Origin of the sequence: Actinomyces sp. 432 (assembly GCF_009930875.1) — a bacterium.
Lineage (GTDB): Bacteria > Actinomycetota > Actinomycetes > Actinomycetales > Actinomycetaceae > Actinomyces.
In genome coordinates this window covers 2,768,549-2,794,898 of the sequence record NZ_CP025249.1, presented here as the reverse complement: position 1 = coordinate 2,794,898, position 26,350 = coordinate 2,768,549, and the positions used below count along the sequence as shown (strand labels likewise).

General features: G+C 68.4%; 18 protein-coding genes and 2 pseudogenes. 15 read left to right on the top strand and 5 right to left on the bottom strand.

The features are described from left to right. Positions 1 to 149: 149 nt before the first annotated feature. The 4 genes and pseudogenes from CWT12_RS11635 to CWT12_RS11620 all read left to right on the top strand — a co-directional run bounded on the left by CWT12_RS11635 (position 150) and on the right by CWT12_RS11620 (position 5,985). Positions 150 to 1,708, top strand: a pseudogene (locus tag CWT12_RS11635) (type I restriction-modification system subunit M). Next, a complete protein-coding gene (locus CWT12_RS11630; RefSeq protein ID WP_161924933.1) occupies positions 1,705 to 2,382 on the top strand; it encodes a restriction endonuclease subunit S in 678 nt (225 codons plus the stop codon). Before CWT12_RS11635 ends, CWT12_RS11630 begins: the two are co-directional and overlap by 4 nt. After that, positions 2,375 to 2,902 carry a restriction endonuclease subunit S gene (locus tag CWT12_RS11625; protein WP_161924932.1) on the top strand — a complete coding sequence of 176 codons (528 nt, stop codon included), beginning with the start codon at positions 2,375 to 2,377 and terminating at the stop codon, positions 2,900 to 2,902. Before CWT12_RS11630 ends, CWT12_RS11625 begins: the two co-directional genes overlap by 8 nt. Beyond that, positions 2,899 to 5,985 carry a type I restriction endonuclease subunit R gene (locus CWT12_RS11620; protein ID WP_161924931.1) on the top strand — a complete coding sequence of 1,029 codons (3,087 nt, stop codon included), beginning with the start codon at positions 2,899 to 2,901 and terminating at the stop codon, positions 5,983 to 5,985. Before CWT12_RS11625 ends, CWT12_RS11620 begins: the two co-directional genes overlap by 4 nt. 287 nt (positions 5,986 to 6,272) lie before the next feature. Here CWT12_RS11620 and CWT12_RS11615 read toward each other — a convergent pair. After that, positions 6,273 to 7,846: pseudogene (locus CWT12_RS11615) on the bottom strand (IS1634 family transposase). 260 nt (positions 7,847 to 8,106) lie between these two features. Further along, a complete protein-coding gene (locus CWT12_RS11610) occupies positions 8,107 to 8,667 on the bottom strand; it encodes a serine acetyltransferase (RefSeq protein WP_161924930.1) in 561 nt (186 codons plus the stop codon). Between the two features lie 625 nt (positions 8,668 to 9,292). Here CWT12_RS11610 and CWT12_RS11605 point away from each other — a divergent pair. From CWT12_RS11605 to CWT12_RS11575, 7 genes are all read left to right on the top strand, one after another. Next, a complete protein-coding gene (locus tag CWT12_RS11605; RefSeq protein ID WP_374939133.1) occupies positions 9,293 to 11,242 on the top strand; it encodes a ribonucleoside triphosphate reductase in 1,950 nt (649 codons plus the stop codon). A gap of 32 nt (positions 11,243 to 11,274) precedes the next feature. After that, complete coding sequence (locus tag CWT12_RS11600) at positions 11,275 to 11,541, top strand: type II toxin-antitoxin system RelE family toxin (protein ID WP_161924929.1); 267 nt, start codon at positions 11,275 to 11,277, stop codon at positions 11,539 to 11,541. A 205-nt stretch (positions 11,542 to 11,746) separates the two neighbouring features. Next, a complete protein-coding gene (gene relB / locus CWT12_RS11595) occupies positions 11,747 to 11,983 on the top strand; it encodes a type II toxin-antitoxin system RelB family antitoxin (protein ID WP_161924928.1) in 237 nt (78 codons plus the stop codon). Beyond that, on the top strand, positions 11,976 to 12,737 hold the full coding sequence (locus CWT12_RS11590) for an anaerobic ribonucleoside-triphosphate reductase activating protein (protein WP_161924927.1): 762 nt from the start codon (positions 11,976 to 11,978) through the stop codon (positions 12,735 to 12,737). Before relB ends, CWT12_RS11590 begins: the two co-directional genes overlap by 8 nt. A gap of 824 nt (positions 12,738 to 13,561) precedes the next feature. Beyond that, on the top strand, positions 13,562 to 14,263 hold the full coding sequence (locus CWT12_RS11585) for a PadR family transcriptional regulator (RefSeq protein ID WP_161924926.1): 702 nt from the start codon (positions 13,562 to 13,564) through the stop codon (positions 14,261 to 14,263). Further along, positions 14,263 to 15,003: an ABC transporter ATP-binding protein gene (locus CWT12_RS11580; protein WP_161924925.1), complete on the top strand. Its 741-nt coding sequence runs from the start codon at positions 14,263 to 14,265 to the stop codon at positions 15,001 to 15,003. Before CWT12_RS11585 ends, CWT12_RS11580 begins: the two co-directional genes overlap by 1 nt. Next, a complete protein-coding gene (locus CWT12_RS11575) occupies positions 15,000 to 17,915 on the top strand; it encodes an FtsX-like permease family protein (protein ID WP_161924924.1) in 2,916 nt (971 codons plus the stop codon). The genes CWT12_RS11580 and CWT12_RS11575 overlap by 4 nt, the downstream gene beginning before the upstream one ends. A gap of 197 nt (positions 17,916 to 18,112) precedes the next feature. Here the strand turns inward: CWT12_RS11575 and CWT12_RS11570 are convergent, their stop codons facing one another. Both CWT12_RS11570 and CWT12_RS11565 read right to left on the bottom strand, forming a co-directional pair. Next, positions 18,113 to 19,321 carry a bifunctional glycosyltransferase family 2/GtrA family protein gene (locus CWT12_RS11570; RefSeq protein ID WP_161924923.1) on the bottom strand — a complete coding sequence of 403 codons (1,209 nt, stop codon included), beginning with the start codon at positions 19,319 to 19,321 and terminating at the stop codon, positions 18,113 to 18,115. 1 nt (position 19,322) lies between these two features. Next, a complete protein-coding gene (locus CWT12_RS11565; protein ID WP_161924922.1) occupies positions 19,323 to 20,441 on the bottom strand; it encodes a phosphodiester glycosidase family protein in 1,119 nt (372 codons plus the stop codon). Positions 20,442 to 20,683: 242 nt separating this feature from the next. On the opposite strand from CWT12_RS11565, the gene CWT12_RS11560 reads away from it, so the two are divergent. Beyond that, the gene (locus tag CWT12_RS11560) at positions 20,684 to 22,114 is read left to right on the top strand and encodes a multidrug effflux MFS transporter (RefSeq protein ID WP_161924921.1); all 1,431 of its coding nucleotides are present in this window, start codon (positions 20,684 to 20,686) and stop codon (positions 22,112 to 22,114) included. 36 nt (positions 22,115 to 22,150) lie between these two features. On the opposite strand, the gene CWT12_RS11555 is transcribed toward CWT12_RS11560, so the two are convergent. Further along, on the bottom strand, positions 22,151 to 22,819 hold the full coding sequence (locus CWT12_RS11555; protein ID WP_161924920.1) for a response regulator transcription factor: 669 nt from the start codon (positions 22,817 to 22,819) through the stop codon (positions 22,151 to 22,153). Positions 22,820 to 22,950: 131 nt separating this feature from the next. Here CWT12_RS11555 and CWT12_RS11550 point away from each other — a divergent pair, with 131 nt between their 5' ends. The 3 genes from CWT12_RS11550 (at position 22,951) to ygfZ (ending at position 26,214) form a co-directional block, all read left to right on the top strand. After that, the gene (locus tag CWT12_RS11550; protein WP_308807127.1) at positions 22,951 to 23,823 is read left to right on the top strand and encodes a tellurium resistance protein TerC; all 873 of its coding nucleotides are present in this window, start codon (positions 22,951 to 22,953) and stop codon (positions 23,821 to 23,823) included. Between the two features lie 169 nt (positions 23,824 to 23,992). Further along, entirely contained in the window at positions 23,993 to 24,817 is an 825-nt protein-coding gene (locus tag CWT12_RS11545; RefSeq protein ID WP_161924918.1) for an FABP family protein, read from the top strand. After that, positions 24,817 to 26,214: a CAF17-like 4Fe-4S cluster assembly/insertion protein YgfZ gene (gene ygfZ / locus CWT12_RS11540; RefSeq protein ID WP_161924917.1), complete on the top strand. Its 1,398-nt coding sequence runs from the start codon at positions 24,817 to 24,819 to the stop codon at positions 26,212 to 26,214. Before CWT12_RS11545 ends, ygfZ begins: the two co-directional genes overlap by 1 nt. Positions 26,215 to 26,350 lie beyond the last annotated feature (136 nt).

Here is a 26,350-nt window from a genome sequence, read left to right as displayed (position 1 = left end):
TCCCGGAGCCATGAGCTCGGGTGAGTAGTCGGCGTGGACAACGGTTCGACCGCCTGCTGGAGTGCCCTGAGTTCGTGTCAGAGATGGGTGCGACACTGTCCCGTGGCGCCTGACCCCGGCGCCGCCCCGACGACGAGAACGAGGAACCCGTGACCAAAGAGACCGAGCGCGCCGAGCTACACCGGACGATCTGGAAGGTCGCCAACGAGCTGCGCGGAAGCGTGGACGGCTGGGACTTCAAGGCCTACGTTCTGGGCTTCCTCTTCTACCGGTTCATCTCGGAGAACCTCACCGAGTACATCAACGCCGGAGAGCATGAAGCCGGTGACCTGGAGTTCGACTACGCCGTACTGGGCGACTCCGAGGCACGCGAGGCGCGCGACGACATCATCAACGAGAAGGGCTTTTTCATCGTCCCGTCGGAGCTGTTCGGCAACGTGCGCGAGCGGGCGCCGCACGATGAGAACCTGAACGAGACGCTGTCCAGGATTTTCAAGAACATCGAGCTCTCCGCATTTGGCACCGGGGCCGAGTCGGACCTGCGTGGTCTGTTCGACGACGTCGACGTCAACTCCAACAAGCTCGGCTCCACGGTCGCCCAGCGCAACGAGAAGCTGGTACGGATCATCAATGCCATAGGGGACCTCGACCTGTCATACGGCGACTCGACCATCGACACGTTTGGGGACGCCTACGAGTACCTGATGACCATGTACGCCTCCTCGGCGGGCAAGAGCGGAGGTGAGTTCTTCACCCCGCAGGAGGTCAGCGAGGTGCTGGCGCGCATCGCCGTGGCCGGCAAGACGAGCGTGGACCGGGTGTATGACCCGGCCTGCGGGTCGGGCTCGCTGCTCCTTCAGTTTGCGAAGGTGCTCGGCAAGGAGAACGTCCGCGGGGGTTCTTCGGCCAGGAGATCAACCTGACCACCTACAACCTGTGCCGAATCAACATGTTCCTGCACGACATCAACTTCGCGGACTTCAACATCGCCCACGGGGACACACTGCAGCATCCAGCGCACTGGGACAACAAGCCCTTCGAGGCAATCGTCTCCAACCCGCCGTACTCGACGCACTGGATCGGCAAGGACGATCCGACTCTGATCAACGATCCCCGCTTCGCGCCCGCGGGCGTCCTGGCTCCGAAGTCGAAGGCCGACCTAGCCTTCACGATGCACATGCTGTCCTGGCTGGACGTCAAGGGCACGGCGGCGATCGTCGAGTTCCCGGGTGTGCTGTACCGGGGCGGGGCGGAGCAGAAGATCCGCAAGTACCTGATCGAGAACAACTACGTGGAGGCGGTCATCCAGCTGCCGCCCGACCTGTTCTTCGGTACGACGATCGGCACCTGCGTCATCGTGCTCAAGAAGTCGAAGACTACTAACGATGTCTTCTTCCTCGACGCCTCCGACCAGTTCGTCCGCACCGGCAACAAGAACCATCTCGCTGCCGAGCACCGCGACTTTATTGTCGACGCCGTGGCGAAGCGCGAGGTGGTGGCGCACCGCTCCGCTGTGGTAGGTGCCGAGCAGCTTGCCGAGAACGGCTACAACCTGTCGGTGTCGGCCTACGTGGAGGCAGAAGATACGCGCGAGGAGGTAGACATCGTGGCGCTTAACGCCGAGATCGCACGCATCGTGGCGCGCCAGGCCGAGCTGCGTACCAGCATCGATGCGATCGTCGCCGACCTGGAAGGGGACGCCAAGTGAGCCGCATTGATGACCTGGTCAAGGAACTGTGCCCCGACGGCGTGGAGTACAAGCCGCTGGCGACGTTGTTCGATACGCGGAATGGCTACACGCCGCGGAAGACTGACGCCGAGGCATGGTCTGGCGATGAGGTGCCTTGGTTCAGGATGGAGGACATCCGGGCTAACGGTAGAATTCTCAGTGATTCGATGCAGCGGATATCAAAGTCCGCGGTTAAAGGCGGTCGGCTGTTCGCTGCGGATTCGATCTTGGTAGCAACATCTGCAACAATCGGGGAGCACGCACTGATTCGGGTGCCGCATCTCTCGAACCAGAGGTTTACGTGTCTCACGTTGAAGGATGAGTATCGCAACTGCTTCGATATCAAGTTCCTGTACTACTACTGCTTTCGTCTGGATGAGTGGTGCAAGAAGAACACTACGGTCTCGAGTTTTCAGTCAGTTGACATGGTCGGCTTCAAACGGTTTCTGTTCCCGATTCCTCCGCTTGCGGTGCAGCGTGAAATTGTGGGAATATTGGACCGGTTCACCCAGCTGGAGGCGGAGCTGGAGGCGGAGCTGGAGGCCCGTCGGGTTCAGTACGCCTACTATCGTGACCGTTTGCTCACGTTTGATGTGAAGCCTGTTTCCTCTCTCTCTCTCTCGAAGCGCTCTCCGATGGCGGAAGGTGAGTGATGTAGCGGTGGTAGCACGTGGACAGGCCCTGGCTGAACGTTCCGCGGTCCCAGGCCCATACCCCGTTGTGGCAAACGGGCCAGAGCCAATATACGCCCACAATGACTTCAATCGTGAAGGCGAAACTATTGTCGTTGCCCGATCGGGAGCGAATGCCGGACTGGTGAGTTACTGGACTGGGCGCTTCTTTCTTACCGATGCGTTCAGTTTTCAGGCAAAGCCTGGCATGATCGATTCACGCTTCTTGTTTCATGCACTTCAGGTGATTCAAGAACGGCTGCATCGCATGAAGCTCGGCGCGGGTGTGCCGCATGTGCGAGTGAAGGATCTCGCGGCGTCAGACATACCTGTTCCGTCGCTGGACGAGCAGCGGCGCATCGTTGGTATCCTCGATAAGTTCGACGCCCTCGTGGACGATCTGAACTCTGGCCTGCCGGCTGAGATCGCGGCGCGGCGCAAGCAGTATGAGTACTACCGGGACAGGCTCCTGACCTTCCCGGAGAAGGGCGCAGCAGCATGACCATCCGCGAGGCCCACGCCGTACGCATTGAACCCGTCATCCTGACCGACGAGTCCACCGTCGTCGGCGCCTACGAGCCGAGCGAACGCACCAGCAAGGCGTACCAGTCCGAAGCGGACCTCGAACGCGCCTTCATTCGCCAGCTCCAGGACCAGGCATACGAGTACATCCAGTTCAGCCCCGACAACGCCGAAGCCGAACTCATATCCAACCTCCGCACCCAACTAGAGGCACTCAACGACTACCGCTTCACCGACACCGAGTGGAAACGCTTCTTCGAGCACTCCATCCTCACGACCGGAGGCGCGCTCGACGTCGTCGAGAAGACCCAGCGCATCCAGGAGGACCACGTCCAGGTCCTCACCCGGGACAATGGCGAGTCCAAAAACATCCGCCTCATCGACAAGCAGTACATCCACAACAACCGGCTGCAAGTCACTAACCAGTACGTCGCCACCAACGCTGTGCGCTCCAACCGCTACGACGTCACCATCCTCGTCAACGGGCTGCCGCTGGTTCACGTCGAGCTCAAACGACGGGGCGTCGACATCCGCGAGGCCTTCAACCAGATAAGACGCTACCAGCGCGACTCCTTCTGGTCCGGAGCGGGCCTATTCGGCTACGTCCAGATCTTCGTCATCTCCAACGGCACCTACACCAAGTACTACGCCAACACCACCCGGCAGGATCACATCACCGGGAACCAGGGAATGCAGCGGCAGGTCAAGGCCGCGACGTCGGACGCATACGAGTTCACCTCCTGGTGGACCGACGCCGCCAACCAGCGCATCACCGACCTCGTTGACTTCACCCGCACGTTCCTGTCCAAGCACACGCTGCTCGCCATCCTGACGCGCTACTGCGTCTTCACCGTCGCCGACACCCTCGCTGACCGCAAGCTACTGGTCATGCGGCCTTACCAGATCGCCGCTACCGAGGCGATCCTCCAGCGCGTCAACACCTCCACCAACGCCCGTCAGACCGGTACCCTCGCCGCCGGCGGATACATCTGGCACACCACCGGCAGCGGCAAGACCCTCACCTCCTTCAAGACTGCCAAGCTCGCCGCCGGAATGGAGGAGATCGACAAGGTCATCTTCGTCGTCGACCGCAAAGACCTCGACCACCAGACCATCAAGGAATACAACCGCTTCGCCGAGGGCACCGTATCAGCCAACCAGTCCACCAACCAGCTGACAGCCCAGATCAACGACCCCACGGTCAAGATCATCGTCACCACAATCCAAAAGCTGTCCACCTTCGTCGGACGCAACCGTAAGCACGCCGTCTACACCGGGCACGTCGTCCTCATCTTCGACGAGTGCCACCGCAGCCAGTTTGGCGACATGCACACCGCCATCACCAAGGCCTTCCGTAACTACCACCTCTTCGGCTTCACCGGCACCCCCATCTTTGCCGAGAACGCCGGCTCCAGCGGCAACGTGCAACTGCGCACCACCGCCCAGGCCTTCGGTGACCAGCTCCACTCCTACACGATCGTCGACGCCATCGGGGACAAGAACGTCCTACCCTTCCGCATCGACTACATAGACACCGTGCACAGCCGCGACGACGTCGTCGACGCCGAAATCAGCGCCATCGACACCGAGCGGGCGCTCCTCGCGCCGGGCCGGATAGCGCAGGTAGTCACCTACATTCGCGAACACTTCAACCAGAAGACCCGGCGCAACCGGACCTACACGCTCGGGCAGCAGCGTTTGGCCGGCTTTAACTCGCTGCTCGCCACCGCCTCCATCCCTGCCGCGCGCGCCTACTACCAGGAGTTCGCCCGGCAGCAGCAGGGACTGCCGAGCGACCAGCGGCTCACCATCGGCATCATCTACTCCTACGCCGCCAACGCCGAAGCGCCCGGGGACTCACTCGCAGAGGAGTCCACCGACCCCACCGCGCTGTCCGCTGACGACCGGGCCTTCCTCGACGCCGCCATTGCAGACTACAACCAGCAGTTCGGAACCAATTACGACACCAGCGCCTCAGGCTTTGAAGGCTACTACGAAGACATATCCGCCCGCCTCACCAAGCGGCAGATCGACCTCGTCATCGTCGTCAACATGTTCCTCACCGGCTTCGACTCCAAGACCCTCAATACCCTGTGGGTCGACAAGCAACTGCGCACCCACGGCCTCATCCAGGCGTTCTCCCGCACCAACCGCATCCTCAACGCCGTCAAGAGCTACGGGAACATCGTCTGCTTCCGCAACCTTCAGGCCGAGACCGACGCCGCCATCGCCCTGTTCGGCAACAAGAACGCCAGCGGCACCATCCTCCTGCGGTCCTACCGCGAGTACCTGGAAGAGTTCATCGCCAAGGTCGCCCAGCTGCGCGACAAGTGGCGGCCCGGCGAGGTGATCACCTCCGAGGAGGCCCAGAAGGAGTTCGTTACGCTGTTCGGCCAGATACTCCGGCTGCGGAACATCCTGATCTCCTTCGACGAGTTCGCCGAGGACAACATGGGCGGACTCAACGATGCCGACCTCGCCGACTACACCAGCATGTACCTGGAGATCCATACCCAGATGCGCGCGGCGGCCGAGGCGGAGAAGGAAGTCGTCAACGAGGACCTCGTGTTCGAGATCGAGCTCATCAAGCAGGTAGAGGTAGGCGTCGACTACATACTGCGGCTAGTGGAGGACAAGCGCACCCAGCGCGGCGACGGTGATGACCGGGAGATCCCCGTGGAGATCAAGCGGGCCATCGCCTCCAGCCCCACGCTCCACTCCAAGCGAGACCTCATCGAGGACTTCGTCCGGTCTGTCTCCAGCAATGGGACGGTGGACGAACAGTGGAAGGAATACATCGCTGCGAGGATGGCGGCAGAGCTCGCTGCCATCGTCACTGCCGAGGGCCTGCGCGAAGCAGAGACCGAGGAGTTCGTCGGCGCTGCCCTGCGTAGCGGAGTCGTTCCTACCGAGGGCACCGCGATCACCCGTCTACTCCCGCGCGTCTCCCGATTCCGCAAGGCCGCAGCCGGCCAGAGCCGCGGCGAGCGCAAGGCGCGCGTCGTCGAGGCACTGACGGCGTACGTGGAGAGGTTCGGGGACCTCACAAATGAGAAAGCGTAAACGGGGCGTTCCGGTTTGAAGGTCTGGGCGGGATCGGGTGGCTGGCAGGTCGGTGGCAGCTCGGTGGTAGCGAGGTGAGGGGCGTCGAGGCCCTGACGGGCGTGACGGTAACATCCCGCTGCGGCCCGCTTGCCAGCCGACTCGCGGGGCTCCGGAGCGGGTGTGATGGTGCGGGGAATTCCGAAGCTTGTACTGCGCGAGGGGTCATCGATTCAGTAGGCCGAGACGCCGGAGGAGATGGGGCATTGTCGTGGAGGGGCTGGATCCCTGGCCTGAGTCCTGACGGTTTAGTGCCCTGCGGTGTTCAGGCTGTTGAGGATTTGCTGCGCGGTCTCGGTGAGCTGGGGTTGGGCGATGACGTGGTGCCCGTTGATGGTGATGGTGACTTCCTGGAGCGGCCCCAGCTCGTGTACGAGCCGTTTGATGCTGATGCCGGTGGCGGCTTGTAGGTGGCGGGCTACCGCCAGGGATGCCATCACCACGGTCAGGTGGGCCTGGATGGCGTCGTGGGTGCGGTGGAAGACGGGCCTGGCCCGCAGGTCATGCTTGCTCATGCGGAAGGACTGCTCCACGTGCCACAACTCGTGGTAGGAGGCGATCACCTCACTGGCGGGCATCACGGTGGCGGGGATGTTGCTCACGTAGCCCTTGAGCCCCGCCAAGCGGCGTGCTCGGGCCAGAGCCTTCTCGTCCAGGACCTGGTCACCCATACTGACGGTGACGAATCTGGTGGCCTTGGGGCGCCGGTCCCCAGCAACGACCGCCCGAGCCCGGTTCTCCTGCGCGGTCAGCGTCTTGTTGTCCCTGGCGAACCGCCTGGCGGAATACGCCCAGACCGCGCGCCACGAGCCCGGATACGCCTGAGCACTCCAGACGGGCTCATCACGCGTCTTGTCGTTCCTCTCGGTCGAGCGCGTGCCGCGGCGTGGGGTGATCGTGTCGATCACCTGCCCATCGGTGAAGGCATCGCCGTGCCAGGCGAAGTGGGCGGCCAGGTGAGCCGGCGCCTTGGTCATGCGCGAGCCCACGATGAATCCCAAGCCGGCCTGATCGAGTGCTTCGAGGTTGGCCGCGGAGAGCATGCCGGCGTCGGCGACCACGACCAGGTGCTCAATCCCGGACGCCTCCCGGAACCCCTCGATCATGGGGATCAGCGTGCTGGTCTCGGCCTTGCTGCCCTCCCAGCAGCCTATCTGTAGGGGGAAGCCGGCCCTATCCACCAGCAGCCCCACGATCACCTGCGGGTCCACCCTGCGCTCCTTGGAGTAGCCGACCCGCCGTAGGTCGTCTTCCTTCTCCACCTCGAAGTACAGGGTCGTTACGTCATATAGGCACAGGGACAGGTCCCCGCGGCCGGTGACGTGCCGCAGGCAGGCCGCCTGAATGCGGGAGCGGTAGTCACCGGTAATGCAGCGTGCCAGGGACCGGAACAGGGAGCGTGGGGTTACGGCGTCAATTCCGAGCTCGCCCAGCACGGCGGGGACCTGCTCCTTGACTGGTGGGCTCCACGAGTCGGGCCAGCACCATCTGCCTGAAAGCCTCATCCCCGCCAGTGGCCTCACCCAGCCCCAGCGCCTCATACGCGCCGGCCAGCACGTCCCACAGCAGAGCCGAACGCTTAGCTTCCACCACCGCCGGCGCGGCCTGGCGGGCAGCTTGAGGTGTCAGGCCGGCCAGGTCCAGCACACCCTGGCCGCCCCGGATCTTCTCCCTGCCGGCCTGAATCAGGGCCGCCAGCTCCGCCTCACCCGTGCGCTGAGCCCAGGTGCTCCACAATCCGTCGCACCCCGCGCTCCTTAGCCACGATCTGCACCGCCGTAGCACCAGAAGCGGTACGCACCTTACGAACATACGGACTCACACCCCCGCACCCTACCGCCAACCGGATTAGTGCCCCACAACCACCAACCCAACCACGCCACACCAACGAAAAAGCCCATCTACCGCCACCCACCGTCAGGAGTCAGGCCTGGGGAGCCTCGACGGCCCCACCCTGGATGATCTGCGGGCCCGGCTGCTCAGCTCAGAGGCCTGAGGCCGCGGGGCCCGATGGCTGGAAGCCCCTCCCGCAGTCACTGCGGGGGCGGCGTCTGCCTCCGCTAGGTGGGCGCATGCCCTGCGTCATCCCAGCCACAGGTTCTGCATGTACTCCGGCGGACAGGGGCGTCCCTCTTTGATGACGCCGGGATTGCCGATAACCGTTGCACCGGAGGGGACATCGATGTTGACCAGCGCTCCGGGCGCGATCAGTACATCGTCGCCGATGGTGATCCCGCCGACGATAACCGCATTCGTGCCGATCCACACCCGGTCTCCGATGGTGGGTGTGCCCGCGCGGCGGCCGGAGGGGATAGCTCCGATCGTGACACCCGTGGCGATGTTGCAGTTGCTGCCGATTACCGTGGCGGGGTTGATGATGATGCGCCCGCGGTGCCCAATATAGAAGCCGGGCCCAATCTTGGTTGACCAGGGAATCTGGATGAAGGTCGTCGCCGACAGATGGCTTAATGCCGCCCGGTAGGCCTTCTGCAGCGGTGGTGAGCTGGTGCTCTGCGCGTGCCGGAAGGCCCACAGGTAGCTCAGCACCTTGCGCTCACCGAGGCGCGCAGTCAGCGGCGCGTCGGTGCGGCCGAAGTAGCGAAAAAGGTCTGAGCGGAAGAGCTGTTGCGCCGTAGCGGTCATGCGGGAACTCCTCAGGGATGGTTCAGGTACCGCAAAGACTACCGGCATCCGCTTGCGCGGCCTCGCGCATGTCGCGGGTGGCGGCGGCGTTCGCCGGTGCGCGTCGAAGGCACGAGGCTGCGAGGCATCGGCCAAAAGTGTCCATCTCTCGCCACTTTGGTGGATGGCAGCCTGCAGGGCCGCGGGCAAATAGCCCCTGACCTGGGTAAATAGCGACGGGCTGGGTGGTGACCTGGCTCGTTCGGGGTGAAAGTGGCGAGAGATGGACACTTTTCGGCCCGACCTGCGGCCGCGCGGGCTGGTGTGGCTCGCCCGATGGGGCGACACGCGTGTGCGCGCCCGTAAAAGTGTGAGCTGTGCCACCCACAAGAAGTGGAGGTGTGCGGCGCGGCAGTCGCGCCTGATGGTGCCGCCGGTGCGGATGTGGTGCGGGTTGTGACCACAACATGTTGTGGTTGCCAGGGGGTAACTCTCCCAGATGATGTGTTACATCGGTGTCGTTCCTGCTCGCATCCAGGGGTGTCTTGGAGTAGTGTCGAAGCTGTTGGCGGCGCCGAGACGGGTCCTTGAGACCCGGCCCGGCCTGCTGGTTTCAAAGAAGATCTACACCGCACTGGAGGCCCCCGTGTCCGACAGCACTCAGACCCCGTCCGCCGCTCACCTGGCCGCCGCGCACCCCGAGCTCGTGGCCCGGGGCTCTGCCGACTCCGCTGTCGCCCACGGCTCACGCCCTCAGGTAGACGCCGTCTCCACCATCACCGAGTACCTGGACCGCTCCGACTGGCGCGTGAACGCCAACGCCAACCAGGGCTACTCCCTGGGTGGGATGATCCTGAACACCTCCGGCAAGGTCATCGCCAACTACTGGCTCAGCCAGATCTACCCGCAGGTCGCCGGCGACGCCCACCGGAGCGGCGACATCCACATCCACGACCTGGACATGTTCGCCGGCTACTGCGCCGGCTGGTCGCTGAAGAACCTCCTCCAGCAGGGCTTCAACGGCGTGCCCGGCAAGATCGCCTCCGGCCCCGCCAAGCACTTCTCCTCCGCCGTAGGCCAGATCGTCAACTTCCTGGGCACCCTGCAGAACGAGTGGGCCGGCGCGCAGGCCTTCTCCTCCTTCGACACCTACATGGCTCCCTTCGTCCGCCTGGACAACATGAGCTACGACGAGGTCCTCCAGTGCATGCAGGAGCTCATCTTCAACCTCAATGTCCCCTCCCGCTGGGGCACCCAGACGCCCTTCACCAACCTCACCTTCGACTGGACCTGCCCGGCGGACCTGGCCGACGAGCACCCGCTGATCGGCGACGAGCTGTGCGACTTCACCTACGGCGACCTCGCCGAGGAGATGGGCATGATCAACCGCGCCTTCATGGAGGTCATGACCACCGGCGACGCCGACGGCCGCGTCTTCACCTTCCCGATCCCCACCTACAACATCACCAAGGACTTCGACTGGGACAGCCCCAACGCCGACCGGCTGTTCACCATGACCGCGAAGTACGGCCTGCCCTACTTCCAGAACTTCATCAACTCCGAGCTCGACCCCGGCATGATCCGCTCCATGTGCTGCCGCCTCCAGCTCGACCTGCGCGAGCTGCTCAAGCGCGGCAACGGCCTGTTCGGCTCGGCCGAGCAGACCGGCTCCGTCGGCGTGGTCACCGTGAACATGGCCCGCCTGGGCTACCTGCACACCGGCGACGAGGAGGCCCTGGTGGCGGCCCTGGACCGCCTCATCGACATCGCCTCGCAGACCCTGGAGCTCAAGCGCACCGTGATCCAGCACCACATCGACACCGGCCTGTTCCCCTTCACCAAGCGCTGGCTCGGCACGCTGGACAACCACTTCTCCACCATCGGCGTCAACGGCATGAATGAGATGGTCCGTAACTTCACGCACGACGCCTACGACCTGACCGACCCCCGCGGTCACGCCATGTGCGTGCGCATCCTCGATCACGTCCGCGGACGCATGGTCGAGATCCAGGAGGCCACCGGCCACCTGTACAACCTGGAGGCCACTCCCGCCGAGGGCACCACCTACCGCTTCGCCAAGGAGGACCGCAAGCGCTACCCCGACATCCTCCAGGCCGGCACCGACTCCAACCCGTACTACACCAACTCCTCCCAGCTGCCCGTCGGCTACACCGACGACCCCTTCGAGGCGCAGGAGATGCAGGAGGAGCTGCAGACCAAGTACACCGGCGGCACGGTGCTGCACCTGTACATGAATGAGCACATCTCCTCCGCGCAGGCCTGCAAGGAGCTGGTGCGCCGCTCGCTGACGGCCTTCCGCACGCCCTACATCACCATCACCCCGACCTTCTCGATCTGCCCGACCCACGGCTACCTGGCCGGTGAGCACTTCACCTGCCCCAAGTGCGCCGAGCTGCACCCCGACGCCGAGCCGGTCGAGTGCGAGGTGTGGACCCGCGTCATGGGTTACTTCCGCCCCGTGAAGTCCTTCAACATCGGCAAGAAGGGCGAGTACATGGAGCGGCAGATGTTCACCGAGGCTGCCGCTGGCGCCCACGGCACCACCACCTCACGCCTGACCTCCATCAGCGCCTGAGGGCCGGGTCTCCAACGGAGCAGGAGGGGTAGGTGGCGGACTGGATCGTTGAGTTGACTCCTCGCGCCGAGAATTCGCTGCGCCGACTCGATCGCAGCGTTCAGGCGCGTGTGGTCGGCAAGCTGCGAGAGGTCCAGGAGGCTGACGAGCCGAGGAGCTTCCTGAAGCCGATGACCGGCCCGCTTAAGGGACAATTCCGGCTCCGGGTCGGGGATTACCGGGTGATCATCGACGTTCAGGATGAGCGTTGCGTGATCCTCGCGATCGATATCGGTCATCGCTCCACGGTCTATCGGTGAGATCGCCGGGACCGTTCGCGACTTGGCCGCAGAGGCGCCGGGGCGTCCGCCGTTTCAGCGGTGGGGCCCCGGCGCTCGGTCTAGGGAGCCCTGAGTTCCTCGCCATGTGGGCTGGGAGACGGCCGGTTCGTCATGTGAAGACGGTCGCTCCTCGCCATATGGGCTGGGCTTGTCGGAAGCGAAGGTCGGCTCCTATGCTGTAAACATGTCTACAGCAGTTCTGAGCGTGCGGCTGCCGGAGGATCTCAAGCGTCGGCTCGATGACCTGGGGAGTCGGACCGGACGCCCGGCAACGTTCTATGTGCGTGAGGCCGTTGAGTCCTACATCGATGACTTGGAGTACGCGTACACGCTGAAGGCCGAGGCGGAGGCGGCCAGGCGCGGTGAGATCAGGACGCGCCGCCTCGATGAGATCGCAGCGAGCCTCGGACTCGATGACTGAGACTCTCAAGAAGGGCGTCGCGCACCGCCCCGCCGACGACCTGCAGATCGCCGGACTCGTGCCCATGTCCACCGTCGACTGGCCCGACCATCTGGTCGCGACCGTCTTCATGCAGGGGTGCCCCTGGAACTGCTTCTACTGCCATAACCAGGACCTCATACCCACGCGCACTCCCGGCGTGGTCGCCTGGGACGCGGTCCGATCCCTGCTCGCCCGCCGGCGCGGCCTGCTCGACGGCGTCGTCCTCACCGGTGGGGAGGCGCTGCGCCAGGACGCCCTCGCCGACGCCGCCGCTGAGGTGAAGGACATGGGCTTCCAGGTGGGCCTGCACACCGCCGGCCCCTATCCGGGCCGCCTGCGCGACATGGTGCGGCGCGGGCTGGCCGACTGGGTGGGCCTCGACATCAAGGCGCTGCCAGGGCACTACGACGCCGTGGTCGGCCGCCCCAACTCCGCCGCCAAGGCCTGGGAGAGCCTGCAGGTGCTGGTGGATGCGGCCGCCGGCGGCAAGGGGGTCGACTTCGAGGTGCGCACCACCGTTGTCCCCGGGGATGTCACCGCCGCCGACGCTGTTGAGGTTGCTCGCCGCGTGCATGACGCCGGCGCCCGCGTCTACGCCCTCCAGCAGGCCCGCGGTGAGGGCACGACCGGCGACTTCGCCGTGTCTGCGCCCGGCTGGGACGCCGAGTGCGAGCGCATGGCCGCCCAGATCGAGGCCCTCGGCTGGGACCGCTTCACCTACCGCCCCGCCTGACGCCCAGCCGCCCCTCGCTTCCTCTCCCGCCGAGACCGGCATTTGTAACACGCCGAGACCGGTAGCAATTACGTGCCGAGGTCGGTCAGCCTGGTGGCCTACAGTCGGCTCCCGCCGAGATCGGCACGGGTGACGTGCCAGTACTGGGCGGCGCGAGCTGTGCTGGCGGGCCGGTCCCCGATCCACGTTCCACGACCCTGGGGGTATTGCACGACCTTGGGGTGTGTTGCACGACCTTGGGGTGTGTTGCACGACCTTCCTGGGGTCGTGCAACGCGCACGGGGTCGTGGAGTGCGGCCCGAGGTCGTGGAAGTCGTCCGGCGGAGTACCAGGGTGAGCCTGTTTGGCGAGGGCGTGTCCGACCCGGAGCGGCAATGCGTGCCTCGGACGCGCAACAACCCGCGTTCTCGCGCAAAAGCTGGCATTGACGGAGGGGCGTCCGGTCTCGGCACAACTGGTGATCGCCGCCTACGAGGCCGGGCTGGTGAGGCCCGCACGGCAGGGGCGTGGGGGCGTAGCTGTCCGTAGCTGTCACTAATTGCACCACTTTCTCGCGTCGGCCGCACTCGGCGAAGCGCCGAACAGCATGATCTTGCGCCTGGTGCGTCTGAGGCGGGTCGGCGGAGCAGGGAAAGTGGTGCATCCAGTGACAGAGTCCCTCCGTCTGCCCCTCTGTCTTCCTCTACGAGCGGTCGTCCACTGGCCACTCGGGCGTCGCCTCACCGTGTGCTTGAGCGCGACGCGTCGAGCAGATAGGCTTACTGAGTAAGCGTTACTCGGTAACTACCGCTGGTTGCCGTCCCCCCACGGCTCAGGAGACCGGAATGGCCGTAAAACACGCCCTGCTCGCCCTACTCGCCCGCGGCCCTGCAGGCACCTACCAGCTGCGCAAGGACTTCGAGTCCGCTACAGGCACTACCTGGCCCCTCAACATTGGCCAGGTCGCCACCACGTTGGCGCGCCTCGAGCGCGACGGCCTGGTGACCCGCCTCGACCCAGGTCGGCCCGCGAGTGGCTCCGGCGCGCCGGGCTCCGCAACCGCTTCCGCCGCATCCACCTCCGCCCCGACGGCAACGGCGCACTCCACGTCACACAACCCCAACGCCGAGCCCGTCGCCGCGGACGCGGCTCCCGCAACCGCCTCATCCAAAACACAGACGCTGCCCACCGCCAACCGGGACGTGGCCGCCTGGACCCTGACAGACGCCGGCCGAGAGGAACTCGCCCGCTGGTGGACCAGCCCGGTGGCCCGCCGCGCCCCCGAACGCGACGAGCTCGTCATCAAGCTCGCGCTCGCCACCGCCTCCCCGGACGTCGACGTGGCCGCACTGATCCAGCAGCAGCGCCAGGCCACGCAAACCGTCCTCCACGAGATCAACCGCGCCCGCCGCGCCGCCGGGGACGAGGACCTGGCCACCGCCCTGGTCCTGGACCATCACGTGTTCACCGTCGAGGCAGAGCTGCGCTGGCTCGACGACGCCGAGGGTCGGCTCGCCCACGCCGCCGCCGAGGGGCGGCGGTCGTGATGCGCGAAGACGCCCTGTCGCCCGTACTTGAGCTCCGCGGTGTCGGCCGGATCCACGGCACCGGCGCCCGTGCCGTCACCGCCCTCGAGGCCGTTGACCTCACGGTCGCGCCCGGCGAATTCGTCGCCGTCATGGGGCCATCCGGTTCCGGCAAGTCGACCCTCCTGAATCTTGCCGGCGCCCTGGACGGCCCCACCAGTGGGCGGGTGATCGTCGCGGGCCGGGACCTGGCGGGCCTGGACCGCGCCGCCCTGGCCGAGGTGCGCCGCCGCGCCATTGGCTTTGTCTTCCAGGACTTCAACCTCCTGCCCTCCCTGACGGCCGCCGAGAACGTCGCCTTCCCTCTTGAGCTCGACGGCTGGCCCGCCCGCCGCGCCCGGACGGCCGCACTGACCGCGCTGGAACAGGTCGGCCTGTCCGACCTGGCCGACCGCCTGCCCGACGACATGTCCGGCGGCCAGGCCCAGCGCGCCGCCATTGCCCGCGCCATCGTCGGACCGCGGCGCCTGCTGCTCGCCGACGAACCCACGGGCGCACTCGACTCCGCTACCGGCACTGCCGTCATCGGTGTGCTGCGGGAACGCGCCGACGACGGCGCCGCCGTCCTCATGGTCACTCACGAGCCCCGCTTCGCCGCCTGGGCCGACCGCACGGTCTTCCTGCGCGACGGCCGCCTGGTGGGCGCCTCCGACCCCGCCGACGTCGACGAGTTTCTGTCCGCACCGGGGGAGGAGCGGTGAACGCGGCCCGACTATGGGCTCTGCGCCCCGTGGTCCGCCTGGCCGTGCGCGATGCGTTGTCCCACAAGGCCCGCAGCCTGCTGGCGATTCTGCTGGTGGCCGCGCCGCTGGTACTGATTGTCGGTTTTCTGGGGACGCGGCTGTCCACGCCGCCCACCCAGCAGGCCGCCCTGGCCTCCATCCCCGACGGCGCCCAGGCCGTCGTCACCGGCACCGCCGTCGACCCGGCCGAGGCCCCATTCCGGCAGGTGCCCGAGGGCGCCCCCGGACCGTGGATGGACTCGCCGGAGACCGTGCCCCTGACCGCGGACGAACTGGCCGCCTACCTACCCGAGCGCGACCGGGTCCTGCAGTTCTGGGACTCGGAGGACCTGCTCGCCCTGGCCGACCCCGACGCTGAGCCGGGCTCGACCACGCCGGCCACGGCGGGGGACCTGAAGGGCGCGGACTTCGGCGCAATCGGCACCTTCACCCTGCGCGAGGCCGACGCCGAGGGCCTGGATGTCCTGCTGCCTCCGCTGACCGCCGGCACCGCCCCGACTGACACCGCCGACGTCGTCATCACCACCGCCCTGGCCGACCGCACCGGTGTGCAGGTCGGCGAGACGATCGCCCTGATCGCCCCGCCCTTCGACGGCTGGTACTCCACCAACGGACGCATTGCCGAGGTCCAGCAGGACTCCCTGCGCACCTACCGGGTCAGCGGCCTGGTCGATGACGATGCCGCCCGCGCCTGGGCGCTTCCGGCCTGGCTGGCGCCGGCGGTGCAGGGCGACCCGGCCGGCGTCGACACCCACTTCCTGGTCATCGGCCCGGACCCGGTCACCTGGGAGACCACCAAGCAGCTCAACGGCGAGATGGCGTTCGCCGTATCCCGCCACGTGCTCACCAACTACCCGGACGCCTCCGAGCTGTATCCGGTCGCACTCAGCGACGACTACCTGGCCACCGCCCTGGTGATGACCGTGATCGCCTGCACCGCCGCCGCGGGCCTGCTACTGGGGCTGGTCACCCCCGCCTTCGTGGTCGCCGCCGAGCAGCAGCGCCGCACCCTGGCCCTCGCCTCGGCCACCGGCGCTGCACCGCGACAGCTGGCCCGCACGATCACGCTGCAGGGGGCCGCCATCGGCTTCCTGGGCGGAGTGCTCGGCGCCGGTGGCGGACTCGTCGCCGCCTGGGCGGCCTACCGCATCTTCGAACCCGAGGTGCAGGCGCTCGCGGGGCTGCCGGGGTGGTTGCCGGTGCTTGCCGTCGGGGGCGCCGCCTTGGCCGGCTGGCTGGCCACGCTTGCCCCCGCCCGACGGGTGGCGCGCATGGAACCGGTCGAGGCGCTCAAGCACTCCCGCCCGCCCGCGGATGCGGAAACGCACCGGCCGCGTCGCAGCCGCAGGTGGCGTCTGCTTGGCGGTGCGATGTTGCTGGCGGCGGCGATCGGCTGCGGCCTCGCCTCGCTGCGAGCGCCCCTGCCTGTTGCCGTTCCCGAGGAGGTGCCGCCGGCAACCGGCATGTTGCCGGGAGGTGCGGCCGTACCCCTGCTGGTGGCGGCCCTGCTACTGGGGGCGGTGGGGCTGATCGTGTTGGCCCCGGTTGCGCTCGACGCCGCAATCGCGGTGCTGGCCAAGGGGCCGCTGGCGCTGCGCCTGGCCGCCCGAGACGCCGCCGCTCACCGGGGGCGTGCCCTGCCGGTGGTAGGGGCGATCGGCGCCGTCGTCGCGCTGGCCTGCGGACAGACGGTGTATGTCGCCTCGTCCGCCGCCAACTACAACGACACCTCCGCGGTTCTGGTTGCGCCCGGGCGCCTGGCACTGGGGCCGCGCGTGCCGGTCTCGGAGGACTTCGACGCCGCCGTCCTGGCCGACGCCGTAAGCGTGCTGCAGGACGCAGGCCTGCCCGTCACCGGATCCGTGCCGGTTCGCGCGATGGACTTTCGTACGGAGGTCGTGTCGCACACCCTCAGAGTCGAACCGCCAGCCGGCGCCCGCTGCCCCGAGTTCACCGAGCCGGATGTGGCCGCATCCCTGGGACTGGCGGATACGGTGACTTGTGTGCCTGAGGGCCAGGGCTACAACCCGGGTATCACGGCCCCCTGGATGATAGGAGACGATGTCTTCGTAATGGAAGGGCAGGCGCTGCGCGCCACTGGTCTGGACGGGGCGCGGGATGCCGCGCAGGTCCTGGAGGCGGGCGGGGTGGTGGTCAACAACGCCACCTGGATTGATGACGACGGTACGGTGCGTGTAGGCCTCATGGACTACAGCGCAGGCTCTATCACTATCAAGCACACGCAGACCCGGGACGCCTACTTCCTGCCACGGATGACCTCCTCCATCACGGTCTCGCCCGCAACCGCCGCCGAACTGGGGCTGAGCGGCACCGATGCGCCGATATACGTGGGCGAGATGGTGCAGCTGTCGCGGCCGCTGACCGCGGCGGAGGCCGCCACTGCCAGGCGGGTAGTTGAAGAACACACCGACCTGGTGACCGTAGGGACCGACCCGGATCTGCCGCCTTGGGGCGGCATGGCAGACTTCGCCGTCCTGGCCGTACTGGTGGCGTTGGCCCTGTTCTCACTGGTGGTGAGTCTGCTGCTCACCCGCACCCAGCTGCGCGGTGACCTGGTCACCATGCACGCGGTGGGGGCCTCGCCGCGGTTCCTGCGGCGGCTCACCGCAGCGCATGCCGCCGTCGTACTGGCGCTCGGCGTGCCCGCCGGGGCGGTGTGCGGCTGGGTAGGGGCCGCGTACCTGGTGGTCTGGAACCGGCACGTGGCCATCGATGGGCCCTGGCTGCACCTGGAGGGCGTATGGGGCTGGCAGCTGGCGGGCCTGGCCGGGTTCGTCGCGGTGGGTGTGGGTGTCGCCTGGCTAATGGGCCGCCCGCCCCGTCGCTTGGAGCGCTCCCGCGACGAATAGCTCGTCTCGTTCCACGACCTTGGGGACATTGCACGACCTTGGGGTGTGTTCCACGACCACCCGGGGGTCGTGGAACGTGCACCAGGGTCGTGGAACGTGGCCCGGGGTCGTGCAACGTCGTGGCGTGGCGACCATCTGGGGGCTGGCGTCGGTGCGTCTGGGCGCGCGTGCGCATCGCGGCGACCGCCACACCGCTTCTACCGGAACACTGCCCGCCGCTGGATCACGTAGCTTGCGGCGTACAGCGCCCCGTCGCCGAGCAGCTTGGCCAGACCCAGCGGCACCCCGATCCCGGTCAGCACCCGCAGCAGCATGTAGCTGGCGGCGAGTAGCACCAGCGCGAGCGCCACGTACCGCACCGCCGTACGGCAAACGGTGCCGGGCGCCGCGTGGAATACCCGCCGATTCATCACGAAGTTCACGGTCCCGGACACCAGCCGCGCCCCTACCACGCTCGCCAGCAGGTTGCCGGTCATTGCGTGCAGCGCCACCACCCCGACCCAGTCGATGCCGAAGCACACCAGGCTCGCCCCGAGGAAACCCAGCATTGGCGCATAGACACGCGCCGAGTCCCGTAGCGGCCGGAAGTGGCTGGACGCGTTGCCCGGCTCGTACACCGTCGCGATCTCCACCTCCTCCACCTCCAGCCCGAGCTCGTGGGCCCGCAGTAGCACGCTGAGCTCGTACTCGTACCGGTCCCCGGGCACCTCCGCCAGCCAGGCGGTCTGCCCGGCCGGGTAGCCGCGCAGGCCCGTCTGGGTGTCGCCCAGGCGCCAGCCCGTGCTCAGCCGAAAGGCCAGCGAGGTTACGGCATTGCCGATCCGGCTGCGCAGGGGCACCGGCCCGGTCAGGCGCCGCACCCCCAGCGTCATATGCCCGGTGGCGCGCACCCGGCGTGCCACTGCCGCGATGTCGGCGGGCCGGTGCTGCCCGTCGGCGTCCGCGCACACCACGTCCGCCCCCGGCCACAGTTCGGCCAGCTGAGCCAGCCCCGTGCGCAGCGCCGCACCCTTGCCCCGGTTGGACTCATACCCGACGACCTCGGCCCCGCGCGCACTCGCCTCCCGGAACACCTGCGCGTACTGAGGCCCAGAGCCGTCGTCGACGACGAGCACCCGGCACCCGGGCAGCTCCCGCACCAGCTCGCTCACCAACTCCACCAGCCGACCGTCGGGCTGGTAGGCGGGCATGAGGACGACCAGCCCCACGCGGGCGGGGCGGCCCGACGTCGACGCCCACCGCACCCCCGGGCCGGACGCAGGCCCGCTGCGGCGGCCGGCCTCATCCGCCCCGGCCGATCCTGCCGTGCGGTCCGGCGCGCGGGTAGTCACTGGCTGGGCCGCGGCCTCGGGCCGCAGTCGGCGCTGCGGGAAGGAACCAGTGCTGGGTCGTGTCTGCGTGCTCATCTCAAGCCCCCTGTGCGATGTAGAGGATGTCGGAGGTCTCCCGCTCCCCGCCGTTGGACGGCCGGTTGACCACCTCGCCGTTGAACCACAGCGTCGAGGAGCCGCCGCCGTCGAGGTTGTACGCGCAATCGCAGCCCAGGCCCGCCATGATCTGCGCCAGCTCGGTCATCGTGACCCCGCGCGAGTAGCCCTGGTCGCGCCCGTCGACGACGACGACCACGTAGTGCCCGTCCGCGACGGCGCCCAGCGCCGTACGCGGCTGGGTGCCCTGGATGGAGTGGTTGCCGACGTTGGTGTCCACCTCGACGTCGTCGATGCCGGCCAGCACGGCGCCGCCCTGCACCAGGGCCGGCCCGAAGGACAGGGTGTTCCACACGCCCGCCGCCAGGAGCGCACCGGCGTCGGTGCTGGTCTCGTCGTAGACCTCGACGCGGCCGTCGGTGTAGAAGGCCATGCCGTCGCGCACACCCTCGTCCCGGTAGACGACGCCGTTGCGGATCAAGATGCCGTCGGAGCGGAAGCCGTAGTAGTCGCCGTTGATCGCCAGCACGGCGCCGTGCTCGGTGGCCATGGTGGAGGGCAGGGCGGTGATATTGGTGCCGTAGGCGTTGTTGGCGAAGGCGCTGCGCAGGGCGGTGGCGTCGGACACCCTGACGTCGGCGACGTAGTAGGTGACCGTGTCGTCTCCGGAGCCGGTGGTGACCTGCTCAATGCCGATCGAGGTCAGCGAGGAGGTGTAGGAGTTGTCGGTGACGGCGACGTCGGTGGCCGCCGCTGTGGCGGAAGTCGTAGCGGACATGGAGGAGTTGGCGGCCTCATAGGCGGCCACATCGCCGACCTCCACGTGGTCGATGACGAACCGGTTCAGCGCCCAGAGCGCCGTGCTGGCCACCCCGGCGCCCAGCAGGGTGCCACTGCCCAGGAGGACGCGCCGTCGGGAGTGACGGCGGGGCGCCGCGGGCTCGAAGGCGGGTTGTGCCGTGGGTCCACAGGCCGGCGTCCCGGGACGCGAAGCCCGGGGTGCGGGCAGCCGATCTGGTGACGCGACGCCCAGACTGCCGCCCGGCGCCCGGGTGTCGTCTTGTGCGGTACCGGATTCAGGGAGCGAAGCATTGGACATGCCCACAACCCTCGCGGGCCTGGGTGTGCGCCGCCCGGAACCCGGGTATGGGGCCCCTGTGAATCCGGTGGCCGCGCGCGTCGGAGTCCCTGGTTGGCTGAGCGGAGACCGGATGCGCACGCGGGTGCCCCCGGCCGCTTCTCCACTGAGCCCCGCGCTGAGCCCCACAGGTGCAGCGGGTGCAAGATCTCACGCACCCGGCATGCGTGACTTCACGACTCGCGGTTTCATAATCTCGGTCCATGACCACCTCCCCTTCGACCGGACCCGCCTCTGCCTTGCAGGGGAAGGGGGTCACTCCAGAACCCGAAGCCGGCCTGCGCACCTCCTTCGCCCCCAGCCTGCTGGTGGCGCTGGCGGCGCTCGCGGCCGTCGCCCCGCTGGCCATGGACGCCTACCTGCCGGCCTTCAACCAGATGGCTGCCGACCTGGGCGTGTCCGCCTCCACCACGCAGCTGACGCTGACCGCCTTCCTGGTTGGGGTGGCGCTGGGCCAGCTGAGCATCGGTGTGCTCTCCGACCGTTTCGGGCGCCGCCCCCTGCTGCTGTGGGGCAGCGTGCTGGCCTTCGTCGCCGGCGTCGGCACCGCGCTCGCGCCCAGCGCCGCCTTCCTGCTGATCGCGCGCTTCCTGCAGGGGCTCGGCGGTGCCGCCGGCATGGTGCTGGGCCGCGCCGTCATCTCCGACCGCTCCCGCGGCATCACCGCCGCGCAGGCGCTGGGCCTGGTGATGTCGATCCAGGGCGTCGCGCCCGTCATCGCCCCGATCCTGGGCGGCGCCCTGGTCGGTCCGGTCGGCTGGCGCGGCATCCTCGGCGTGGTGGCCGCCTTCCAGGGCATCCTGGTGCTGCTGGTGGCCACCTGGGTGCCCGAGACCCTGCCCGCGCAGCAGCGCCACGACGGCGGCTTCGGTGTGCTCGTGGACGGCACCCGTGCGCTCGCCAAGGATCACGTGTTCATCCGCCTGATCGGTATCAACGCGCTCGTCTACGCGCTGCTGACCTCCTACCTGTCCGCCGCCCCATTCATGCTGCAGGGCGTGCTCGGCATGAGTACGGCCGCATACACCGCCGTCTTTGCCGCCTGCGGCCTGACGGTGACGCTCACCGTGGCCGCCTGCGGCTCGCTCGCCAGGCGGGTCTCGCCGGAGCGGCAGATCCGCCTGGGGCTGATCGGCATCCTCGTGGTGGACCTCGTCTTCGCCGCTGTTTGCCTGACGCGCCTGACCGGGCCCGTGTCCTCCACGGCGCTCACGGTCGCCACCGTCGCCCTGTTCATCATCCACGTGATGGCGCTGGGCACCTGCATGGGCAACCTGCCGGCGGTGGCGCTTGGACGCACCGGCCGCTGGGCCGGCACCGGCTCGGCGCTGCTGGGCTTCGTGCAGTTCGTGGTCGGCGGCATCGCCAGCCCACTGGTGGGGCTGACCGGCCAGGCCTCCGGGGTCGCCTTCGGGGTGACGATCGTGGCCGTGGCCCTGGCGGCAAACGTGCTCGGCGCCTTCGGGGTGCGTGACCGCGGCGAGAAGGAGCGCCTGCGCGCAGAGGCCGCGGCTAGGCGGGCCGCCAGGCTCGGCCGCGACCAGCTTCCGCAGGCCGACCGGGACGCCGACGACGCCGTGCCCGCCTCCGCGGGCGCCGTCGCCGAGCCCGCCACGCGGGCGGCTGAGGCCTGACGGCCTTCCGGCGCGCGCACGTCGGCGTCGTCCCTGCTACTCCTCGGAGGTGTCCAGGCGGTAGCCGACGTTGCGGACCGTGCCGATCAGGTGGTCGTACTCGGTGCCGAGCTTGGCCCGTAACCGACGCACGTGCACGTCCACGGTGCGTGAGCCGCCGATGTAGTCCTCGCCCCACACCTCGTCCAGCAGCGCCTGGCGGGTCAGCACCCGCCCCTGATTGAGGGCGAGCGCCTTGAGCAGCTCGAACTCCTTGTAGGTCAGGTCCAGCAGCGTGCCGCGGATGCGGGCGGTGTAGGCGGTGGTGTCGATGACCAGGTCGCCGGCCTCGATCCGGTCATCGGCGATCAGCTCGGGCCCGGACTCGCGCACGCGCACCAGCCGCAGCCTGGCGCCCAGCTCGGCGGGTGAGGCCTGCGCCATGACGAAGTCGGAGGCCCCCCAGTCCGGCTGGACGGCGGCGGCGCCGCCCTCCTCCAGCACCAGAATGATCGGTCCGCAGTCCATCGGGCCGGACAGCAGCTGGCACAGGGCACGGGCCCGCATCAGGTCCTCACGCGCGTCGACCATGACCACGTCGGCCGCGCCCACGGCGGCGTAGGAGGACGGCACCGGCTCCAAGCACTCGACCTGGTGCTCCAAGAAGGAGACTGCGGGGAGGACGGCGGTGGCATCGTCCTCACGGGTGAACATGATGATGCGCACGGCTGCCGCCTCCTTCCGGTCCGGTGGACCCTGGGGCCGAGTCAACCACACTCGCATTTGCGAACGGATTACACGAGCGGCTTATGTCGCCCGACTACGTGTGCCGGTCACAGGTGTGGGACGATGCGACCGTGAACACGCAGGATGTGCCCGGCATGGTGGACCCCGGCAGCTTCGGGACCCGTCGCGGCGGCAACCGCCCCATCGAGGTGGGGCTGGTGGACCCGGCCTGGACGCGGCTGGCGGTGGCCTCCGTGGTCCCCGTGCTCCTGGCCATCTCCGCGGCCCTGCCCGCGTGGGTGAGGCTGATCGTGGTAGTCCTGCTGGTGCCACTGACCGGCCAGGGGTGGCCGGCGCTGGTGCGTACCCGGCACGATCAGGATGCCACCGCCGTGATCACGCTGACCGGCCTGTGTGCGGCGGTGCTGGTGGCCATCACCAACGATTTCGGCATGGCCGGAGTGGTTATGGCCTTCAGCGTGCCGGCGGCCTTTCTTGCGCAGATGGCGCGCAGGGACGGCCGTCCGCACCTGGTGGAGGACCTCTCCTCCACGGTCACTGGCAACCTGGTCATGATCTCCGGTGCCGGCTGGTGCGCCCTGCGCAGTGGGATCGCCGACCCCGCCGTCATCGTGCCCTGCACGCTCGCCCTGTTCACCGGCGCCCTGCTGACCACCCTGAATGTCCGCGCCACCGTGCTGGAGGTACTCACCTTCACCCTGCCCGCCCTGGTTGCGGGTGCCTCCGGCGGAGCACTGGCCATGGTCGGCTTCTTCGGTGCCAGTCACGTGGGGGCGGAGCCGGCGCTGCAGTCGGCCGCAGCCTGCCTGGTGGCGGGATTCGTCGCCGGCGTACTCATGGCGGTCTCCAACCGGGTGCTGTGGACTCACCGCTGGGTTCCCGGCGGGCGGGCCGCAGTGGCTAGCGCGATTGTTCCGATCCTGTCCCTGGGGGCTCCCGTGTACGCCATCGCGCGGATCATGGGTGGTTTCATCGCGGGCTGACCGCGGCGCCGTAGCGGCCCCGGCGCCCGGGCCGCAGTGGCTAGCGCGATTGTTCCGATCCTGTCCCTGGGGGCTCCCGTGTACGCCATCGCGCGGATCATGGGCGGTTTCATCGCGGGCTGACCGCGGCGCCGTAGCGGCCCCGGCGCCCGGGCCGTACCCTGCACCCATGGCGTTCACGATTCCCGACGACCTTTCTCCCGAGCTGTACCCGCTGGCGTGGCTGGTGGGTACCTGGCGTGGCTACGGCATCCTCACCTACGGGGAGACCGTCCCCGAGCAGGCCGTCTACCAGGAGATGACCTTCGACCACGACGGTGGCCCCTACCTGCGGCAGACCACCACCATCTGGACCGTGGACGCCACCCGTAGCCAGGACCTCGACTTCGAGATGCCCGGGCTGGAGGGAGCCTCACGCCTGACCCCCGCGCAGGTCTGGTCCACCGAGACCACGTTCTGGCGGCCGGTCGGCCAGGAGATGCCGGAGGCGGCCGATGACGGCGGAGAGGCCGGCGGCGGAGAGGCCGGCAGTGGCGGTGGGGCGTCCAGCCCCGCCTCGAAGACCCCGATCACCTCCCTGGAGCTGGTCTCCGCCGATCCGGCCGGACACGTCGGCGTGTGGGAGGGCTGGATTCAGGGGCCGCGCGCCCAGGTAGGCACCCAGGCGGTGGGCCGCACTCGCACCGCTGCCTCCGTGACGGAAATGAGTCGCATGTTCGGCCTGGTGGGCGGGGAGCTCCTGTGGACCCAGGACATGGCTGCATTTGGCCAGGAGGAGGCGCAGTCCTACGCCTCCGGTCGCCTGGGCCGGGTGGAGGAGGCGGGGGAGGCTGACCCCGGTGCTGCCCTGCGCGCGGCCATCGCCGCCGACGAGGCTACGCGCGCCGCCGAGGCGGTCGCAGCCGGGGCGGTCGCAGCCGGGGGCTCTTCCGCGGTGCAGGACGCACCACCGCCGACCGACACTCAGTCGCCGACCACGGGGGCCTCCGTCTGATGCGCCGCAGTCCTCTGCTGTCCCGCACCGACGCCGTCGCCAGCCCCGCGACCGACCTGGATGCTGCGGTACCGGCCCGGTACGAAGACCCCCTGCGGGAGCAGAACGCGCTGCTTGCCGGCCGCGCCGCCACCGCCCTGGCCCGGGACGTCGTTGCCGTGTCCGGTCCCGACCGCCTGAGCTGGTTGAGCACTTTGTCCAGCCAGGAGCTGAGCCGACTGACGCCCGGAGATGGTGGGGCGGAGGCGCTGCTGCTGGACGCCCAGGGGCATATCACTCATGCCCTGGCCTGTGTAGACGACGGCAGGCTGCTGCTGGTCACCGAGGCCGGCCGTGGGCGGGCGCTGGTGGATTTCCTGGAGTCCATGCGTTTCATGCTGCGCGTTGAGGTGGCCTTGCGGGAGGATGTGGCCGTGCTGGCTGCGCTCGGCACGGGCGGCGCGGCCCTGGAGGAGGCCGCCCGGGCCGCGGGTGCACACGTGGCGACCTGGCGCGATCCCTGGCCGGGCGTGGTCGAGGGCGGCACCAGCTATGACGTCGGCGTGGAGGGCACGCACCCCGGCGCGGGCTACCGGGCCACCTGGGTGCTGGTGCAGGCCGACGCGGTCGGAGCCGTTGCGGATGCGTTCGTTAGTGGCGCGGCTGCCGCTGCCACTGGTGGCGCCAACACTGCTGGTGACCTCGACGGGAGTGGCCGCGGGCCGGGTTCGGCCGGGCGGCGTCTGGCCGGGTCGCTCGCCTGGGAGGCCCTGCGCGTGGAGGCCGGGCGGCCGCGCTGGGGACGCGAGGTGGATGCGCGCACGATCCCACACGAGCTGGACTGGCTGCGTACCGCCGTGCACTTGAACAAGGGCTGCTACCCGGGGCAGGAGACCGTGGCCCGCACCCTCAACCTGGGGCGTCCGCCGCGGCGCCTGACGATCCTGCAACTGGACGGCTTCACCGGTCAGCTGCCGGTGCCGGGGGCGGTTGTGCGCCTGGGGGAGCGGGCTGTTGGTGCCGTGACCTCCGTGGTCCGGCACGTCGACTACGGCCCCATGGCGCTGGCGCTGCTGCGCCGGGGCGTGCCCGCGGATGCGGCACTGACCGTGGAGGTCACCGACGCAGATGACCCCGACGCGAATGCGGAGGAGGTCGCGACTGCGGCGGCCGGGGCCGCGGGAGCCGCAGGTGTGGCAGCAGTGTCCGGCGGCCCCGGCGCGGGGGAACTGGCGGATGCTCCGGCGGCGACACACTCCGGGGTTTCTGCGGGGAGGGCTGAACCCGTGGTTGTCGCGCGGGTGGACGCCGCTCAGGAGCCCCTGGTCTCCCCCGAGGGGCGGGCCCAGGCGAGCCCCGCTGAGCGCCCCGGCGCCGGCCTGCGCGGCGCCTCCCTCTCCCCTCGCCGAGTTCGGTAGCTATAACCGCCGAGGTCGGTAGAAATGGCGGTGGGGCTTGCTGCGCCGACTGTCTCGTGCTTGTGGCCGCGGTCGAGTAACAGGGGCGCGAGTGGGCACGCTCGTCGTCCTTCGAGGCGGAACCCGCGCGATAGGT